The organism is Streptomyces sp. NPDC014861 (genome assembly GCF_043081625.1).
Taxonomy (GTDB): Bacteria; Actinomycetota; Actinomycetes; order Streptomycetales; family Streptomycetaceae; genus Streptomyces.
This window is the reverse complement of sequence record NZ_JBIBWV010000005.1, coordinates 290,193-306,689: the sequence shown is the minus strand read 5'-3', so window position 1 is coordinate 306,689 and position 16,497 is coordinate 290,193. Positions and strand designations below refer to the sequence as shown.

Here is a 16,497-nt window from a genome sequence, read left to right as displayed (position 1 = left end):
CCTGAGGCTCAGTCGGGCTTCCTGGCCATGACGACCACGCCCGGCCCGGTGGACTCGTCCGGCGGCAGCCGCAGCTCGGCCACGGGGCGCAGTCCGGCCCGCTCGACCAGCTCCACCAGCTGCTCCGGCCGCCACCTGTGCGTCGTCCAGCGCACCGGCACACCCCCGTACGCCTCGGTGCGGAGCAGATCGCCGTCCCCGACGTGGGTGGCGGTGATGAAGTGTCCGCCGGGCTTCAGCGCCCGGGTGAAGGAGGTGAGGACCTGGGGGAGGACGTCCCGGGGGAGGTTGAAGAGCGACCACCAGCCGAGCACGCCGCCGAGGGAGGCCTCGCCGAGGGCGAGTTCGGTGGCGGAGGCGACCTCGAAGCGGCACTCCGGGTACAGCCGGCGGGCGTTCTCGATCATCCGGGGCGAGAGGTCCACCCCGGACACGTCGAGGCCGCGCTCGGAGAGGTATCCGGTCACGGTGCCGGGCCCGCAGCCGACGTCGAGGACGGGGCCGAGGTCGCCCACGCTGTCGGCGAAGGCGTCGATCGACGCCTTCAGCCAGGGGTGGACGCGGATGTCGCCCATCCCCGTCGTCAGCATCATCCGGGCATAGTCGTCGGCCACCCGGTCGTAGGACTCGCGCACCTCGTCGAGGTCGGCCGGGCGGTCGATGGGGTGTGGGTTCATCGGCACACGATAGGACGTTGGCCGGATGTCCTGTGTCCCGGGCGGCCTCTTCCGGCGAAAGCCCCCCGCGTCCCCCGCACTTGGTGTCTAGTGGTGGACGTCCGCGATCAACGACCAAGGGAGCAGTACGGATGGCGAGTGTGGAGACGTCTCTGAAGGAGGCGATGACCTCGATCGAGGGCAGTGTGGGGGCCGCGCTGGTCGACTACACGAGCGGCATGGCGCTGGGCACGCTGGGCGGGGGCAAGGACCTCGACCTGACGGTCGCGGCGGCCGGCAACACCGACGTGGTCCGGGCCAAGCTGCGGACCATGGACATGCTGGGGATCGACGACGGCATCGAGGACATGCTGATCACCCTCGGCAGCCAGTACCACCTGATCCGGCTGCTCAAGAGCCGGGGTGCCAACGGCCTGTTCCTGTACATAGTCCTCGACAAGGGCAGGGCCAACCTCGCGATGGCGCGGCACCAGCTGAAGCGCATCGAGGCGGAGCTGGAGCTGTAACCTCGTTCCGATTCCCGGCTCCGCACGCCCACTACTTGAAGAAGTCTTCAAGTCGGCACATCTGAAAGTGATCAGTCGAGGGCGGGCGGATGCCGGGACGCGGGAGAATGACCGCCGTCCGTGGATCAAGGATGATCAAGGATCCGGCAGGTCGGGCCGATATTGTCCGGGCAGGTCGATCCGGGGGGAGTGTCGTCGCATGCAGGTGCCGCTGTACCAGGCCAAGGCGGAGTTCTTCCGCATGCTCGGGCACCCCGTCCGGATCCGTGTCCTCGAGCTGCTCCAGAACGGCCCCCTGCCCGTACGCGAGCTCCTGAAGGACATCGAGGTGGAGCCGTCCAACCTCTCCCAGCAGCTCGCGGTGCTGCGCAGGTCGGGCATCGTCATCTCGATCCGCGACGGCTCGACCGTCAGCTACGCCCTGGCCGGCGGCGACGTGGCGGACCTCCTGAAGGCCGCCCGGCGCATCCTCACCGAGCTGCTGGTCGGCCAGCGCGAACTCCTGGAGGAGCTCCGTCACGCCGACGGCGCGGCCGTCCCGCACCCGGTGGGAGATGATGGGGCGGGAACGACGGAACACGAGGTCAGGAGCGTGCATGGCACAGCGGGTGCACCAGCCCCGTGAGGACGCGGAGTTCGATTTCATCCTCCGGGTGAGCGAGGTCCCCGTGCTCGCGTACTTCATCGGGACGTGGCCGAAGGCGATCGAGCCCTGCCGGGCGATGGACCTCGTCGTCGGCGAGCTGGCCGACGCGTACGCGGGCCGCCTGACGGTCGTCCGCACCGACATCACGCGCTGCCCGGACGCGACCAGGCGGCACGAGGTCGCCGGCGCCCCGTCGTACGTCCTCCTGAGGGACGGAACGGCCGTCGCCCACGCCACGGGACCGATGACCCCCGGCGCGCTGCGGGAGCTCGTCGACCCCCACCTCTGAGCGGGCCGGACTCCGGCCGGCCCCGCCCGAGCGTTCCCGGAGGGCCGGGCAGCCCGTCCGGATGCCCCTTCCGGGCCTCCGCGGACCATGACCTGACCGCCGCGGGCCGTCACGCCGCTGCCGCGGCGCGCCGCGTGTCCGCGGACCAGGACCCGGCCCCCGCGGGCCGTCACGTCGCCGCTTCGTCGCGGGGAGCCGGTGGCGAACCGGGCCTGGTCCCCGACGGTCTCGTCGCCCCGCCCTCCCCCGCAGCGGGCTCCCCACCTCGCGGGAACCGAGCGCGAGCGGGGGATTTTCCCGGGTGTACAGCGGGAAGTCACGGGACGGTCGTGGAGCGGTGGCTCTCGGGCGCTCTTCTTGGGGCGCTCCGCGCCGCGTCCCGGCCGGCGTTCCGCTTGCCGGCGCGTCGAGCGCTTCGTTCCGCAAGCCCGCCCCATCCGCTCCCGTTTCCGGAGGACCACTCCCCCATGGCCGACCTCGATCGCCGCAGGTTCCTTCAGCTCGCCGGAGGCGCCGTCGCGTTCAGCGCGCTCTCCGAGTCCATCGCCCGCGCCGCCGCCATCCCCGCGCAGGGGGCCACCGGCACGCTCCAGGACGTCGAGCACATCGTCGTCCTGATGCAGGAGAACCGTTCCTTCGACCACTACTTCGGGGCGATGAAGGGCGTCCGCGGCTTCGGGGACCCCCGGCCCGTCACTCTCCCCAGCGGGAAGTCCGTGTGGAACCAGTCCGACGGCTCGAAGGTGACGCTGCCCTTCCGGCCGGAGAGCGCGAAGCTCGGGATGGAGTTCCTCCAGGGGCTCAACCACGACTGGGCCGGTGGCCAGAAGGCCTTCAACAAGGGCAGGTACGACAACTGGATACCGGCCAAGACCAAGGCGACGATGGCGTACCTGACCCGGGACGACATCCCCTTCCACTACGCGCTGGCCGACGCGTTCACGATCTGCGACGCCTACCACTGTTCGTTCATCGGCTCCACCGACCCGAACCGCTACTACCTGTGGTCGGGCCACACCGGCAACGACGGCACGGGCGGCGGCCCGGTCCTCAACAACGCCGAGGCCGGCTACGGCTGGAAGACGTACCCCGAGCGCCTGGAGGCCGCCGGGGTCTCCTGGCGGGTCTACCAGGACATCGGCGACGGCCTGGACGCCGCCGGCCACTGGGGCTGGATCAACGACGCGTACCGCGGAAACTACGGCGACAACTCCCTGCTCTACTTCAACACCTACCGCAACGCCCAGCCCGGCAACCCCCTCCACGACAAGGCCCGCACGGGCACGAACGCCAAGGCGGGAGAGGGCTACTTCGACCGGCTGCGCGCCGACGTGCGGGCCGGCACCCTGCCGCAGGTCTCCTGGATCGCGGCGCCCGAGGCCTTCTCCGAGCACTCCAACTGGCCGTCGAACTACGGCGCCTGGTACATCGCGCAGGTCCTCGACGCGCTGACGTCCAACCCCGACGTGTGGGCGCGCACGGCTCTCTTCATCACGTACGACGAGAACGACGGCTTCTTCGACCACGTCGTCCCGCCGTACGTCCCCGCCTCGGCGGCGCAGGGCCTCTCGACGACGCCCACCGCGCTGGACCACTTCCCCGGGAGGACCGGGTACGTCGCCGGGCCCTACGGCCTCGGACCGCGCGTCCCGATGCTGGTCGTCTCCCCGTGGTCCACGGGCGGCTACACCTGCTCCGAGACCTTCGACCACACCTCGGTGATCCGCTTCATCGAGCGCCGCTTCGGCGTCCAGGAACCGCAGATCTCGCCCTGGCGGCGGGCCGTCTGCGGCGATCTGACCTCGGCCTTCGACTTCACCCGCGCGCAGCCCCGGCCGGTCGCGCTGCCGCCCACCGGCGGCTACTACCCGCCGGACCGCGACCGGCACCCGGACTTCCCGGCCACCGCCCCCGCCGTCGGGTCCATGCCCCGACAGGAGCGCGGCTCCAAGCCCACCCGCCCTCTGAAGTACGCCCCGCACGTGGACGGCTCCGCCGACACCGCGGCCGGCACCTTCCGGCTCGCGTTCAGCGGCGGGCCGTCGGCGGGCGCCCAGTTCTACGTGACGTCCGCGAACCGTACGGACGCCCCCTGGACGTACACGGCGGAGGCGGGCAGGTCGATCGCGGACACCTGGAACACCAAGTACTCCAAGGGCACCACCGACCTCACCGTGCACGGCCCGAACGGCTTCCTGCGGCGCTTCCGCTCGCCCGGCAAGACGGCCGTCCCCGAGGTCACGGCCCGCCACAACGCGGCCACCGGCGCCCTCGACCTCACCTTCACCAACGCCGGTCCGACGACGACGGTGACCCTCACCCACGCCTACGCGGGCGGCCCGCAGACGCTGACGGTGGCCCGGGGCGCCACGGTCACCCACGCGGTGCCGCTCACGGCCTCCGGCCGCTGGTACGACGTCACCATCACCTCCGCCGCGCACGCCGACTACACGCGCCGCCTGGCCGGGCACGTGGAGACGGGCGCGGAGGGGGTGACGGACCCCGGGATCCTCACCTACTGACGCCGGGCCCTCGGGTGCCGCGACCGGTCGCTCACTCCGGCGTCGTGGCGCCCGTCCGGGTGCGGAAGGTGCGGCGGTAGCTGTCCGGCGGCACCCCCAGCGTGCGGTTGAAGTGCCGGCGCAGGGTGGTGGCGGTGCCCATGCCGGTGGCCGTGGCGATGGCGTCGACGCCGTCGTCGGTCCGCTCCAGGAGCTCCTGGGCGCGGCGGATCCGCTGGGCCAGCAGCCACTGCAACGGGGTGGTGCCGGTCGCCGCCCGGAACCGGCGGGTCAGCTGACGCGAGCTCATGCCGGCCCGGCGGGCGAGGTCCTCCACGGTCAGCGGGCTGTCGAGGCGCTCGACGACCCAGGGGAACAGGGCGGTCAGCGGATGGCCGTCCTGGTCCGGCACCGGCGCGGTGACGAACTGGGCCTGGCCGCCCGAGCGGTGCGGCGGCACGACGAGCCTGCGGGCGACGGTGTTGGCGACCGACGATCCGTGGTCGAGACGGACCACGTGCAGGCACAGGTCGAGCGCGGCGGCCTTGCCGGCGGAGGTGAGGACGCCGCCGTCGTCCACGTAGAGGACGTCCGGGTCCACCTCCACCGCGGGGTGGCGGGCGGCCAGCGTGTCGGTGTGGGCCCAGTGGGTGGTGGCGCGCCGGCCGTCGAGCAGCCCGGCGGCGGCCAGCACGAAGGCGCCCGTGCAGAGGGAGACGATCCGGGCCCCCGCCGCGTGGGCCGCGCGCACCGCGTCGACCAGCTCCCCGGGCGGATCGGCGTCGACGTCGGCCCAGCCGGGGACGACCACGGTGTCGGCGTCCCGCAGCCGGTCGAGTCCGTGGTCGGGCGCGAGACGGAACGGGCCGAGGGGGACGGGTCGTGGCCCGCAGACCGCCAGGTCGTACCAGGGGACGGTCACCGCGTCGGGTGCCGATCCGAACACCTCGTGGGCGATGCCCAGTTCGAAGTGCAGCATCCCGTCGGTGACGGCCAGGGCGACTGAGGTCATGTCCGAAAGTGTACGGGGCACGTCGTTTCCGACACTCACGGTTGCACGTTCAACCATTCCAGGATGGTCGCAGTCGGCCGGACACGGCACGACGGAGCACGGGACGGGAGAGACCTCATGGCAGCGGGACAGACGGTGACGGTGTACGGCGCCTACGGCCACACGGGCCGGTTCGTGGTGGCGCACCTGAGGGAGCGCGGGTTCGTCCCGGTCCTGGCCGGACGCGACCGGGAGAAGCTGGAGGCGCTGGCGGAGGAGCACCCCGGCCTCGCCGTACGACCGGCGGCGGTCGACGACCCGGTGGCGCTCGACCGTGCGCTGGCCGGTGCCGACGCCGTCGTCAACACCGCGGGGCCGTTCGCGACGACGGCCGCCCCGGTGGTCGAGGCGGCGCTGCGGGCCGGGATCCCGTACGTCGACGTGGCGGCCGAGATCGAGGCCAACGCCGACACGTTCACACGGTTCGCGGACCGGGCGAGGGCGGCGGGCGCGGTGGTCCTGCCCGCGATGGCCTTCTACGGCGGGCTCGGCGACCTGCTGGCCACGGCCGCGCTGGGCGGCCGCACGACCGCGGACGAGGCGCACATCGCGTACGGGCTCAGCGGCTGGCAGCCCACGGAGGGGACGCGGCTGGCGGGGAAGGTGTCGGCGGAGCGGCGCGGCGGTCGCCGGGTCCGCTACGCCGGCGGACGGCTGGAGTACCACTCGGACGCGCTGCCGACCCTGACGTGGTCCTTCCCCGAGCCGATGGGACCGCGGTCCGTCGTCGGCGAGTTCACGATGGCCGATGTCGTGACCATCCCGAGCCATCTTTCCGTCCCCACCGTGCGCACCTACATGTCCACGGAGGCGGCGGGCGGTGTCACCGGCGCGGACACACCGTCCCCGACGGCGGTCGACGAGCGCGGCCGTTCCGCGCAGACCTTCCTGGTGGACGTCGTGGTGCGCTCCGGCGGCCTGGAACGGCGCGCCGTCGCCACCGGCCGGGACATCTACGCGGTGACGGCGCCGCTCGCGGTCGAGGCGGTGCACCGGATCCTCACCGGCCGGACCCGCACGACGGGGGTCGCCTCGGCGGGCGAGCTCTTCGACGCGGCGGACTTCCTCGACTCCCTCGCCGCCGCCGGCCATGTCACGTGGGAGAAGCGGGAGGAGAGCCCCGCGGCGCCCGCGCCGGTGCCGGCATCGGCGTGACGCGCCCTCACGGGGCCGGTCCCTCGCGGGGACGGGCTCTCGCGGCGACGCGGCTTCACGGTGGCGGGTCGTCACGGCGACGGTTCCTCGCGGGAGCGGGGCGGGTCGCGGGTCAGCGGGTGTCTCTGAGGTGGCGGAGGTAGGCGGCGGTCAGGGAGACGGCGCGGTCCTCGTCCTCCGTCAGGTCGGCGAGGGCGCGGGAGGCGACGGGGCCGGGGATGTCGGCGAGGGCCTGGGTGAGGCGGCCCCGGGACGCGGGCGCGGTCGCGGGATCCGCGAGACGGGCGACGAGCCGGGCCGCGAGGGCGTCCGCCGTGGCGGTGCCGCCGACGGCACCGGAGGGGTCGGTGGCGCCGCCGTCGGCAGTGGTGGCCAGGACGGCGAGCGCGTCGGCGGCGTCGGTGTCGTTCCTGCCGTCCACGATCATCGCGACGAGTTCCGGGACCGCGTCGGCCTCGCCGCGGGTGCCGAGGGCCAGGGCCGCCCGGCCGCGTACCACCGGGTCGCTATGGTCGAGGGCGTCGCGGAGCCGGTCGGCGACCTCCTCGCCGGGGAGCGCGGCGAGCGTCCGGACGGCCCGCTCGCGCACCTCCGGCGACGGGGAGGCCAGAGCGCGGGCCAGGAGCTCCGGGCCGCCGTCCCCGGAGCGGACCAGCGCCCAGCGGAGCGCCCCGGCGACGTTGGTCTCCGACTCGCCGAGCGCGGCCTCCACCAACGCCTCCACCGGTACGGGGACCTCGTCGGCCGACGACAGGGCGGCCCGCTGCCGGATGTCCTTGCTGGCCGAACCGAGCGCCTGGAGCAGCGCGACGACCTGGAGGGCGTCGTCCCAGCTGGCGGGTTCGGCGGCGTCGATGCGGCGGAGGCGGGTGAGCAGTTCGGTCTCGGCCGCGATGCGGGCGCGGGTCTGCTCCATGAGGTCGCCGACGAGCCGCGCGGGGGTGAAGCCGGGGTCGTCGAGCGCGCGGCCGATCTCCCGCAGCGAGAGCCCCAGCGAGCGGAGGCTCTCGATGTGGAAGATCCGCCGGATGTCGTCGTCCCGGTACTCCCGGTAGCCGGAGCCGGTGCGCCCCGAGGGCCGCACCAGACCGAGCGACTCGTAGTGCCTGAGCATGCGGGCGCTGACACCGGAGCGCCGCGCCACCTCACCGATCAGCACGACCGCGTCCTCCCGCTCTCCCGTTTCTCACGGTCCGGTCCCGTCCGGGACGGAGGCCCTAGTCTCCCGCCTGCCCGGACCCGCCCAGTGCCACGACGCGTTTCGCCTCCTCGATCGCGTACCCGAACCCGGTGTCCGGGTCCGCGAGGATCCGCTCGGTGGCGAGCGCGTGCGCGCGGACGCCCGGGTCCGGGTGCTTCGCCGCGGCGCTCAGGACCGGCAGGATCACGTCGCCCAGCTCGATCAGCGCGCGGCTGAGACTGAGCTGCGTCTCCTGGCCGCCGCGTCCCAGCTGTGTGCCCAGCACCTCGGCGAGGGCGGTCTCCTCGCCGTCCGGGACGAGCAGCGCCGACGTCCGCCACGCGGCCCGCGCCACCTCGTCGTCCGCGTCGGTCAGGTGCCCGCGGGTGATCGCCGGCCAGGCCTGCCGGTCCCCGATCTTCGAGAGCGTGTGCAGGGCCTGGCTCCGCGCCTGCGGCCGCTCCGAGCGGAGCTCCTGGAGCATCCTGGGGAGCGTCAGGTCGGCGGGGAGCCGGATCAGGGCCCAGGTCAGCATGTCGCGGACGAAGAACTCGGGCTCGACCGCGCACCGCTCGACGAGGGTGTCCAGGAGCCGGGCGTCGGGTGCCGTGCCCGCCGCCATCGCGGCCCTCAGCCGCACCGACGAGCGCCCGTCCTCCAGCGCCCGCTCCACCCGCCGGGACTCCGCGTCCCGCTCCCGCTCCCGCTCCTGCTCCTGCTCCTGCTCCTGCTCCTGCTCCTGCTCCTGCTCCTGCTGCGTCATGGTCATAGGGACCACCTCCTCGACCGGCAGTCAAAGGCTTGTCACCGTGTCAAGGTCAAGCGGACCCGCCCCGCGCCGTCACGACGCCCCCGCGATCCGTGCGGCGGCCTCCTCCCACGGCACGGGCTGCCGGACCGCCCGGTCGTCCTCCTGCTCGTCCTCCCGGTACCACCCCGTACCGGCGAGCCAGGTCTCCAGCCACGTGGCCAGGCCGGGGGCGTCGAGGAACCAGGCGTCGGCGGCGGCGTCCCCCAGTACGTTCGGCTCGAAGAGCAGTACCGTGCCGCTCTCGTCCCGGCAGTCGACGGCCGCGTACATCCCGCAGCCCCAGTCCAGCACCGGCAGGACCCCCTCCGGCCAGTACGGGACCGCCGCGCGGGCCGACGCCGCCCGCTCGGCGGCGTACTCGCCGAGCACCGTCCGCCCCTCCCCCGTCAGCGGGAGGAAGTGGTACGCGGGGCCGAAACCGCCATTGCCCACGTCCTGGTAGAGGCGCGCGAGCAGCGGCGGCAGCCGGAACCCGAGCGCGCCCTCCGCCGCGGCCACGTCCTCGGGACTCACGGCCGGGGGCGGCGGCCCCGGAACCGCCCGCGGCAGCGCCGCCACCCGGGCGACGAGCTCGTTCACATCGATCATGCCGACGATCCTGACAGGCCCCTCCGACACTCCCTCAAGCTCGGCTCGGGCCAGCGGCTCGGCCGCCAACCCCTCATCCGTCACCCCTCACCCCTCACTCGTCACCCGTCACCCGTCACCCGGCTCCCGGCTCCCGCTCCCGGAAAGAGGCGGCTCCCGGGAAGAGGCGGCGGCCGGGCGGAGTTGACCTTCGTGGCATCGCACGACGAGACGAAGGAGTGGTCATGGCGGGAGCGTTGGTCATCGGGGCGGGCCCGGGGATCGGGCAGGCGGTGGCGCGCCGGTTCGCGCGGGAGGGGCTGCCGGTCGGGCTGGTGGCGCGGACGGAGGAGACGGTGTCGGCGGCGGCCGAGGCCCTCGGCCCCCTCGGGGTGCGGGCGCTCCCCCTCACCGCCGACGTCACCGACGAGACGGGCCTGCGTGCCGCCCTCGACACCGCCGTCGCGGAACTCGGCGAACCGGACGTCGTGGTCTACAACGCGGCCGTCATCCGGCCCGACGCGGTCGGCGAACTCCCGCACCGCGACCACCTGGCGGCCTACGCGGTCAACGTCCTCGGTGCCCTCACCACCGCGGCGCACCTCCTGCCCGCGATGGCGCGGCGCGGCCGGGGCACCTTCGTCGTCACCGGCGGGATGCCCGAGATGAAGCCGCCGTACGTGAGCCTCTCGCTGGGCAAGGCGGGCGTGCGGGCGCTGGTCGAACTGCTCGACACGGAGTACGGCCCGTCCGGCGTGCACGTCGCCACGGTCACCGTGACGGGGGCCGTCGCGCCCGGGACGGCGTACGACCCCGACGACATCGCCGAGCACTACTGGCGGCTCCACACGCAGCCGAGCGGGGAGTGGGAGCGCGAAGTCCTCCACTGACGCGCCGCGCGCGCACCGCGGACCGAGGCCGAACCTCTCCGCGCCCAGGGGGCCGCAGTCTCCTCGGGCACGGCCCGGCACCCGCTCTGAGCGGGTGCCGGCTCCCGGTCGGCCGCCCGCGCCCTCGACCTGGCCGCCGCCGACCGCCCATCGGCCCGTCGCCCACCGCCCACCGCCCACCGCCCGGAGCGGATCACGGAACGCCTGCCGCGCGAGGGGGGCGCACAGGTCGGACGCCCCTGACGTGCCGCCGGTTCGGCCCTTTTCCCCTCGTGGGCGGGCATTGCCGCCCCTGAGCGAGCCGCAGTGCGCCCTTCCGCGCCGGGCGCGCCTCCCGGTGGGACTTCCGCGGCGCGCGCTCGCCGTAACCGGTGAATCCAGGGGTGGGCAGGTGGGGTCGGCACGTGCGCCGGGCACGTTCCCGCCAGCGGTTCTCACCGTTGAGAGGGATGGGCATGACGAGCCAGGCCACCGAAGCCGTACTGGAAGATCTGTTCCACCGAGCGCTGCGTGCCACGGGCACGGGCGAGCGCTGGACGACCGCGTCGGACGACATGTGGTGCCGGGTGGCACCGCGCTCCGGTGAGCAGCGCCCGCAGGGCTGGAAGCTGCACGTGTCGGCGACGGCGGCGTCCGCGCCGGACGTCCTCGCGAAGGCCCTGGAGGTGCTGCTGCCGGACGCGTCGGGGTTCAAGTTCGCCCGGTCGCTGGATCAGGTGAGCGCGCTCAACTCCCGGGCGACGCCGCGTGGGAGCTCCGGCAAGTTCGTCACCGTGTATCCGCGCTCGGACGCCGACGCGGCCCGGCTCGCCGGAGAGCTGCACCGGGCGACGGCCGGTCTCGCGGGGCCGCGGATCCTGTCCGACCAGCAGTACGCCGTCGACAGCCTCGTGCACTACCGCTACGGCGCCTTCGTCGCCCGGCGCCGGCTCTCGGCGGACGGACTGCTGGTCTGGTACTACGAGGACCCCGACGGCAACCCGGTGGAGGACCGGCGGACGGGCGCGTACACGCCTCCGGAGTGGGCGGTGAGCCCGTTCCCCGCCCCGGTGCCCGGCGCGGCGCGCCCGGCGGGGGCGGAGACCCGCCCGGTGCTGCTCGGCGGACGGTTCTCGGTACGGGAGGCGATCCGGCACACCAACAAGGGCGGTGTCTACCGGGGCAGCGACGTCCGCACGGGCGCCCCGGTCGTGATCAAGGAGACCCGGCCGCACGTGGAGGCCGACGCCTCGGGCTTCGACGTGCGCGACTGGCTGCGCGCGGAGGCCCGGGTGCTGGAGAAGCTGCGGGGCACGGGCCTGGCTCCGGAGCCGCTCGCGCTCTTCGAGCACGGCAAGCATCTGTTCCTGGCCCAGGAGGAGGTGCCGGGGGTACCGCTGCGCACCTGGGTCGCGGAGCGCTTCCGCGACGTCGGCGGCGAGCGGTACCTCGCCGAGGCTACGGAGCAGGTCGCGCGGCTCGTCGAGCTGGTGGCGGCCGCCCACGCCCGGGGCTGCGTGCTGCGGGACCTCACTCCCGGCAACGTGATGGTCCGCCCCGACGGCGAACTCCGCCTCATCGACCTGGAGCTCGCCGTCCTGGAGGAGGACACCCCGCTGCCGACCCGGGTGGGTACCCCCGGGTTCAGCCCGCCCGAGCGCCTGCTCGACGCGCCGGTCTCCCCGACGGGCGACGCCTACAGCCTCGGCGCCACCGTGTGCTTCGTCCTCACGGGCAAGGTGCCGAACCTGCTGGACGAGGAGCCGGCGGACCGGCCGGCGGAGCGGCGGCTCGCCTCCTGGCTGACCGCCTGCACCGCTTCCGTACGCCTCCCCGACGGCATGCGGGAGCTGATCCTCGGGCTGATGCGGGACGACCCCGCCGCGCGGTGGGACCCGGCCGGGGCACGAGAGGCCCTGCGGGGCGCCCGCCCGGCCCACGCCGCGGGTCCCGTGCGCGAGGAGGAGCCGTCCGGCGACCCGACCGAGGCCGCCGTCGCCGGGATCGTGCGGCACCTGGTGGAGACCATGACGCCGGGCGACGACCGGCTGTGGCCCGTCTCGACGCGCGCCGGGGAGACCGACCCCTGCACCGTGCAGCAGGGCGCGGCCGGTGTCCTGGCCGTGCTGACGCGGTACTTCGCGCTCACCGGCGACCCTGCGCTGCCGGCGGTCCTGTCCACCGCGGGCCGCTGGATCGCCGACCGCACGGACCCCGGCTCCGCCCGCCCCGGTCTGCACTTCGGCGCCCGGGGCACCGCGTGGGCGCTGTACGAGGCCGGACGCGCCCTGGAGGACCGGGAGCTGGTCGACCACGCGCTGGCCCTGGCGCTGGCCCCTCAGGAACCGACGCCCAGCCATGACATCACCCACGGCACGGCGGGCGGCGGGCTCGCCGCCGTGCACCTGTGGCGGCGCTCCGGTGATCCGCGCCTCGCCGAGGTGGTGGCCGAGGCGGCCGACCGGCTGACGGCCGCCGCGCGCCGCGAGGGTCCCGGGGCGAGCTGGCCGGTCCCGGCGGAGGCCGTCGCGGAGGAGGCGGGGAAGCGGTACCTCGGCTTCGCCCACGGCACGTCCGGCATCGGCTGCTTCCTCCTCGCCGCCGCGTCCGTGACGGGCCGCGCGGAGGACCTGGACCTGGCCGTGGCGGCCGGCGAGCACCTGGTGGCGCACGCCGTGGACGTCGGCGGCGCGGCGCAGTGGCCCGCGCAGTCCGGGGACGTGCCCACGGCTCCGTACTGGTGCCACGGCTCGGGCGGCATCGGCTCGTTCCTGGTCCGGCTGGGGCGGGCGACCGGCGACGACCGGTTCGACGGCCTCGCCCGGCGCTCGGCCCGGGCGGTCGCGGAGCGGGCGTCCCGGGCGGCGCTCACCCAGTGCCACGGCCTGGCCGGCAACGGCGACCTGCTCCTCGACCTGGCGGAGGCGACGGGCGACGGCGCCCCTCGCGCGAGCGCCGAGGACCTGGCCCGACTCATCGTCTCCGAAGGGGCCCGCCGCGGCGGCCACGTCGTCTTCCCCAACGAGTACGGGGACGTCTCGACGGGCTGGAGCGACGGCTCCGCCGGAATCCTGGCGTTCCTCCTGAGGATCCGCCACCCCCTAGAGCCCCGGCACTGGATGGTCCAGCAGCCGGTCTGAGCGGCAGAGACACTGCCGCCGCCTCACAGAGAAGGAGTAATGCCATGGAGAACCAGGACCTCGAACTGCTCGCCCGACTGCACGCCCTTCCGGAGACCGACCCCGTCGGCGTCGACGGAGCGCCCTTCGCCGCCACGTGCGAGTGCGTCGGCCTGCTGACGCTCCTCAACACCGTCTGTATCGGTATCAGCTGCGCGTAGCGCACACGGCCTCCTCCGGCCGGCTGCTGTCCCGGGGCAGCCACCGGCCGGGGTGAGGTCCCCGGCCGGCCGGGGGTGCGCGAGGCGTCGCTCCCGTCGCCTTCCCGCACCCCCGGCCGGTCATCCACGGCGACCCCCTGGACGAGGACGGGACCCATGCAGCTCCACGCCCGTGACCACGAGCCGGCCGGTGCGACGGCACCGGCCGCGAGCGCCGAGCCCCTGGATCCCGTGCTCGCCATCAGCACGCGGGGGCTCGTCAAGAGCTACCGCGGTCCGGACGGCACCACCACCGACGCGGTGCGCGGGCTCGACCTGGACGTGCGCCGGGGCGAGACCTTCGCCTTCCTGGGCCCGAACGGCGCCGGGAAGTCCACCACGATCGCCCTGCTGTGTGCCCTCGCCCGCCCCACCTCCGGCCGCGCCACCGTGGCCGGCGCCGACGTCCTGACCGAGCCCGACCGGGTAAGGCGCAGGGTCGGCCTGCTCTTCCAGCACAGCGCCCTCGACCCGGACCTGACGGCCGAGCAGAACCTCCGCGTCCACGCCCGCCTGTACGGGCTCCGCCGCGCGGACGTCCGCCGACGCACGGCCGAGGTCCTGGAGCTGGCCGACCTGAGCGACCGACGGCGTTCCCCGGTCCGCACCCTCTCGGGCGGCATGCGCCGACGCCTGGAGATCGCCCGCCAGCTCCTGCACTCCCCCGGCGTGCTGTTCCTGGACGAACCGACCACCGGCCTCGACCCGCACGCGCGCGCCCGGATCTGGGAGCACCTGCGGGCGCTGCGCGACCGGCACGGCAGCACCCTCTTCGTCACCACCCACTACCTGGAGGAGGCGGAGCACTGCGACCGGCTGGCGATCATCGACCGGGGCCGGCTGGTCGCGCAGGGCACGCCGCACGGGGTGAAGGCGGAGATCGGCGACGACCGGGTGGTGCTGCGCACGAGCGACGACGGGGCGGCCCGCCGGATCGCCGGGCTCCTCGTCCCGCCCGAGCGGACCGTCCACGTGGACGCGGACGGCGTCTGGCTGCGGGTGCCCGAGGGCAGCACGTGGATCCCGCGCCTGTGCGCGGCGCTGGAGGTCCACGGCATCGCCGTGCACGCCGCGTCCGCGACGCCGCCCACCCTCGACGACGTGTTCTTCCACCACACGGGCCGCACCATCGCCGGCCCCGCGGGGACGGGGGGCACGCGATGACGGCGCTCACCCTGCCGGCGCCCGCCGACGGCACGACGGAGCCGGAGCGGGCGGGGCGCCTGCGGCGTGAACTGCGCGCCGTGCACGCCCTGGTCCACCGCGATCTGCTCCGGCTCGCCCGCCAGCGGGTCCCCACCGCGCTGATGCTGCTCCACCCGGTGCTGTACCTGTTCATCCTGGGCGGAGGTCTGGCGGCGCTCATCCCGGCGGCCTCGCTGGGTGTCGGCTACCAGGCGTACCTCTTTCCCGGGATGCTGATGATGACCGTGCAGACGCCGGCCATCATGGTCGGCATCCGGCTGATCACGGACCGTCAGAGCGGCTATCTGCGCGAGCTGTTGATGGCGCCGGTCAGTCGTACCTCGCTCCTGCTGGGCAGCTGCGTGGGCGGCACGCTGGTCGCGGCGGTCCAGGGAGCCGTCCTGCTCTGTCTGGCCGGTGCGGTCGGGCTGCCGTACGACCCGGTGCTCCTGCTGCTGCTCCTCGGCGGCATGCTCCTCGCCTCCTTCGCGCTCACCGCGCTGTCCCTGGCGCTGGCCGTGGGCCTGCGCAGCCCGGACACCTTCCACACGCTGCTGGGCGTGGTGATGATGCCGCTGCTCTTCCTCTCGGGCGGCTTCTTCCCGCTGGCGTCGCTGCCCGGCTGGGCGCAGGCGCTGGCCGCCGCGAACCCGATCGCGTACGGCGTGGACGTGCTGCGCCGCACGATCGGCCTGCGGGCCCCGGGGCAGTCGGCCGCCGGCAGCGTCGAGTGGGCCGGCCGGCAGCCTCCCCTCGCCCTGGAGGCGGGGCTGCTCCTCGCGGTGGGGGCGCTGGCGCTGCTGTGGGCGGCCCGCCGCTTCAGCCGCCCGGAGTGACCGGGGCGCGCTCCATGCGCCGCTCCAGCCGGGCCCGGCACTCCGGCCACTCGTCCGCGACGACCGAGAACACCGCCGAGTCCCGCAGCCGGCCGTCCTCGCCCTGCGCCCAGGAGCGGGACGAGCTGCGCAGCACGCCCTCGAAGCGCGCCCCGACGGCCTCGATCGCGGCCCGGGAGCGGGCGTTCCTGGCGTCCGTCCTGAGATCGACCCGGGCGACCCCCCAGGTCTCGAACGCGTGGCGGAAGAGCAGGTACTTGGCCTCGGTGTTCACCCCTGTCCCCTGGGCGGAGGCGGCGAGCCAGGTGAACCCGACCTCGACGGCGCACACCCCGTCCCGGTCCCCCGCGGGCCACGGCCTCGGGTCCCAGTAGGCGGTGGCCCCGACGACGCGTCCGGTCGCCCGGTCGACCTGCGCGTACGGGGCGAGCGTGCCGTGCGCCGCGCGCGCGAGCTGCGCGTCCACGTACGCCCCGACCTCGGCCGCTCTCGGCACCCAGGTGAACCCGTAGGCGCTCCGGTCCTCCTCGGCGGCGACGGCGAGGTCCGCGGTGTGCCGGTGGCCCAGCGGCTCCAGGCGCACCCGCGTCCCCTCCAGTACGGGCCCCTGCGGCATCGGCACCGTCGTCGGCCCCGTTGTGCGCGCGCCGCCCCGGCCCCGCGTGCGGGCGACGGGCTCCGCGGCCCGGTCCGGTGCGGCGTCGCGGGCGCCGCCGTCGGGGCCGTGGTTCTCGGTGCTGGGGTTCTGGGTGGGCATCGGCTCCGCTTCCTCGGGATGGTCCGGTGCGGCGACCTTCACGCGTGGCGACGACGGGCGCAAGCGAATTCCGGCGGCCGGGGCGGCC

16 protein-coding genes are annotated in these 16,497 nt (G+C 74.6%); 10 read left to right on the top strand and 6 right to left on the bottom strand.

From position 1 onward, the window contains the following. Positions 1-8: 8 nt before the first annotated feature. Positions 9-677, bottom strand: a complete 669-nt coding sequence (locus ACF1BN_RS13400; RefSeq protein WP_392331727.1) for a methyltransferase domain-containing protein — start codon at positions 675-677, stop codon at positions 9-11. Between the two features lie 131 nt (positions 678-808). Between ACF1BN_RS13400 and ACF1BN_RS13395 the strand changes: the two genes are divergently transcribed. The 4 genes from ACF1BN_RS13395 (at position 809) to ACF1BN_RS13380 (ending at position 4,640) form a co-directional block, all read left to right on the top strand. Next, on the top strand, positions 809-1,183 hold the full coding sequence (locus ACF1BN_RS13395) for a hypothetical protein (protein WP_376598120.1): 375 nt from the start codon (positions 809-811) through the stop codon (positions 1,181-1,183). Between the two features lie 199 nt (positions 1,184-1,382). After that, a complete protein-coding gene (locus tag ACF1BN_RS13390) occupies positions 1,383-1,808 on the top strand; it encodes an ArsR/SmtB family transcription factor (RefSeq protein ID WP_392331726.1) in 426 nt (141 codons plus the stop codon). Beyond that, entirely contained in the window at positions 1,780-2,118 is a 339-nt protein-coding gene (locus tag ACF1BN_RS13385) for a thioredoxin family protein (RefSeq protein WP_392331725.1), read from the top strand. The genes ACF1BN_RS13390 and ACF1BN_RS13385 overlap by 29 nt, the downstream gene beginning before the upstream one ends. A 467-nt stretch (positions 2,119-2,585) precedes the next feature. Continuing rightward, positions 2,586-4,640 (top strand): phosphocholine-specific phospholipase C, encoded by a 2,055-nt coding sequence (locus ACF1BN_RS13380; RefSeq protein WP_392331724.1) that lies wholly within the window; start codon positions 2,586-2,588, stop codon positions 4,638-4,640. 31 nt (positions 4,641-4,671) lie between these two features. Here ACF1BN_RS13380 and ACF1BN_RS13375 read toward each other — a convergent pair whose 3' ends face one another. Further along, entirely contained in the window at positions 4,672-5,631 is a 960-nt protein-coding gene (locus tag ACF1BN_RS13375) for a helix-turn-helix domain-containing protein (protein ID WP_392331723.1), read from the bottom strand. Between the two features lie 117 nt (positions 5,632-5,748). Between ACF1BN_RS13375 and ACF1BN_RS13370 the strand changes: the two genes are divergently transcribed. Further along, complete coding sequence (locus ACF1BN_RS13370; protein ID WP_392331722.1) at positions 5,749-6,825, top strand: saccharopine dehydrogenase family protein; 1,077 nt, start codon at positions 5,749-5,751, stop codon at positions 6,823-6,825. A gap of 112 nt (positions 6,826-6,937) precedes the next feature. Here the strand turns inward: ACF1BN_RS13370 and ACF1BN_RS13365 are convergent, their stop codons facing one another. The 3 genes from ACF1BN_RS13365 to ACF1BN_RS13355 all read right to left on the bottom strand — a co-directional run bounded on the left by ACF1BN_RS13365 (position 6,938) and on the right by ACF1BN_RS13355 (position 9,404). Then, the gene (locus ACF1BN_RS13365; protein WP_392331721.1) at positions 6,938-7,984 is read right to left on the bottom strand and encodes a HEAT repeat domain-containing protein; all 1,047 of its coding nucleotides are present in this window, start codon (positions 7,982-7,984) and stop codon (positions 6,938-6,940) included. Positions 7,985-8,042: 58 nt separating this feature from the next. Further along, entirely contained in the window at positions 8,043-8,774 is a 732-nt protein-coding gene (locus ACF1BN_RS13360) for a HEAT repeat domain-containing protein (protein ID WP_392331720.1), read from the bottom strand. A gap of 72 nt (positions 8,775-8,846) precedes the next feature. Further along, positions 8,847-9,404 carry an SMI1/KNR4 family protein gene (locus tag ACF1BN_RS13355; protein WP_392331719.1) on the bottom strand — a complete coding sequence of 186 codons (558 nt, stop codon included), beginning with the start codon at positions 9,402-9,404 and terminating at the stop codon, positions 8,847-8,849. Positions 9,405-9,628: 224 nt separating this feature from the next. Between ACF1BN_RS13355 and ACF1BN_RS13350 the strand changes: the two genes are divergently transcribed. From ACF1BN_RS13350 to ACF1BN_RS13330, 5 genes are all read left to right on the top strand, one after another. Then, the gene (locus ACF1BN_RS13350; RefSeq protein ID WP_392331718.1) at positions 9,629-10,273 is read left to right on the top strand and encodes an SDR family NAD(P)-dependent oxidoreductase; all 645 of its coding nucleotides are present in this window, start codon (positions 9,629-9,631) and stop codon (positions 10,271-10,273) included. 455 nt (positions 10,274-10,728) lie between these two features. Beyond that, positions 10,729-13,392 (top strand): class IV lanthionine synthetase LanL, encoded by a 2,664-nt coding sequence (lanL, locus tag ACF1BN_RS13345; protein ID WP_392331717.1) that lies wholly within the window; start codon positions 10,729-10,731, stop codon positions 13,390-13,392. 44 nt (positions 13,393-13,436) lie between these two features. Continuing rightward, entirely contained in the window at positions 13,437-13,592 is a 156-nt protein-coding gene (locus tag ACF1BN_RS13340; RefSeq protein WP_189849959.1) for a VenA family class IV lanthipeptide, read from the top strand. A gap of 156 nt (positions 13,593-13,748) precedes the next feature. Then, on the top strand, positions 13,749-14,795 hold the full coding sequence (locus tag ACF1BN_RS13335) for an ATP-binding cassette domain-containing protein (protein ID WP_392331716.1): 1,047 nt from the start codon (positions 13,749-13,751) through the stop codon (positions 14,793-14,795). Then, positions 14,792-15,652 (top strand): ABC transporter permease, encoded by an 861-nt coding sequence (locus ACF1BN_RS13330; protein ID WP_392331715.1) that lies wholly within the window; start codon positions 14,792-14,794, stop codon positions 15,650-15,652. Before ACF1BN_RS13335 ends, ACF1BN_RS13330 begins: the two co-directional genes overlap by 4 nt. On the opposite strand, the gene ACF1BN_RS13325 is transcribed toward ACF1BN_RS13330, so the two are convergent. Continuing rightward, on the bottom strand, positions 15,636-16,268 hold the full coding sequence (locus ACF1BN_RS13325; RefSeq protein WP_392331913.1) for a GNAT family N-acetyltransferase: 633 nt from the start codon (positions 16,266-16,268) through the stop codon (positions 15,636-15,638). The two genes, ACF1BN_RS13330 and ACF1BN_RS13325, sit on opposite strands and share 17 nt — an antisense overlap. Positions 16,269-16,497: the final 229 nt, after the last annotated feature.

What these genes read in the sequence shown, in the direction of transcription:
- ACF1BN_RS13325 (WP_392331913.1), bottom strand. Translation starts at nt 16,268, where the DNA reads ATGCCGCAGGGGCCCGTACTGGAGGGGACGCGGGTGCGCCTGGAGCCG.
- ACF1BN_RS13335 (WP_392331716.1), top strand. Translation starts at nt 13,749, where the DNA reads ATGCAGCTCCACGCCCGTGACCACGAGCCGGCCGGTGCGACGGCACCG.
- ACF1BN_RS13400 (WP_392331727.1), bottom strand. Translation starts at nt 677, where the DNA reads ATGAACCCACACCCCATCGACCGCCCGGCCGACCTCGACGAGGTGCGC.
- ACF1BN_RS13395 (WP_376598120.1), top strand. Translation starts at nt 809, where the DNA reads ATGGCGAGTGTGGAGACGTCTCTGAAGGAGGCGATGACCTCGATCGAG.
- ACF1BN_RS13390 (WP_392331726.1), top strand. Translation starts at nt 1,383, where the DNA reads ATGCAGGTGCCGCTGTACCAGGCCAAGGCGGAGTTCTTCCGCATGCTC.
- lanL (WP_392331717.1), top strand. Translation starts at nt 10,729, where the DNA reads ATGACGAGCCAGGCCACCGAAGCCGTACTGGAAGATCTGTTCCACCGA.
- ACF1BN_RS13355 (WP_392331719.1), bottom strand. Translation starts at nt 9,404, where the DNA reads ATGATCGATGTGAACGAGCTCGTCGCCCGGGTGGCGGCGCTGCCGCGG.
- ACF1BN_RS13330 (WP_392331715.1), top strand. Translation starts at nt 14,792, where the DNA reads ATGACGGCGCTCACCCTGCCGGCGCCCGCCGACGGCACGACGGAGCCG.
- ACF1BN_RS13360 (WP_392331720.1), bottom strand. Translation starts at nt 8,774, where the DNA reads ATGACCATGACGCAGCAGGAGCAGGAGCAGGAGCAGGAGCAGGAGCAG.
- ACF1BN_RS13350 (WP_392331718.1), top strand. Translation starts at nt 9,629, where the DNA reads ATGGCGGGAGCGTTGGTCATCGGGGCGGGCCCGGGGATCGGGCAGGCG.
- ACF1BN_RS13375 (WP_392331723.1), bottom strand. Translation starts at nt 5,631, where the DNA reads ATGACCTCAGTCGCCCTGGCCGTCACCGACGGGATGCTGCACTTCGAA.
- ACF1BN_RS13370 (WP_392331722.1), top strand. Translation starts at nt 5,749, where the DNA reads ATGGCAGCGGGACAGACGGTGACGGTGTACGGCGCCTACGGCCACACG.
- ACF1BN_RS13380 (WP_392331724.1), top strand. Translation starts at nt 2,586, where the DNA reads ATGGCCGACCTCGATCGCCGCAGGTTCCTTCAGCTCGCCGGAGGCGCC.
- ACF1BN_RS13340 (WP_189849959.1), top strand. Translation starts at nt 13,437, where the DNA reads ATGGAGAACCAGGACCTCGAACTGCTCGCCCGACTGCACGCCCTTCCG.
- ACF1BN_RS13385 (WP_392331725.1), top strand. Translation starts at nt 1,780, where the DNA reads ATGGCACAGCGGGTGCACCAGCCCCGTGAGGACGCGGAGTTCGATTTC.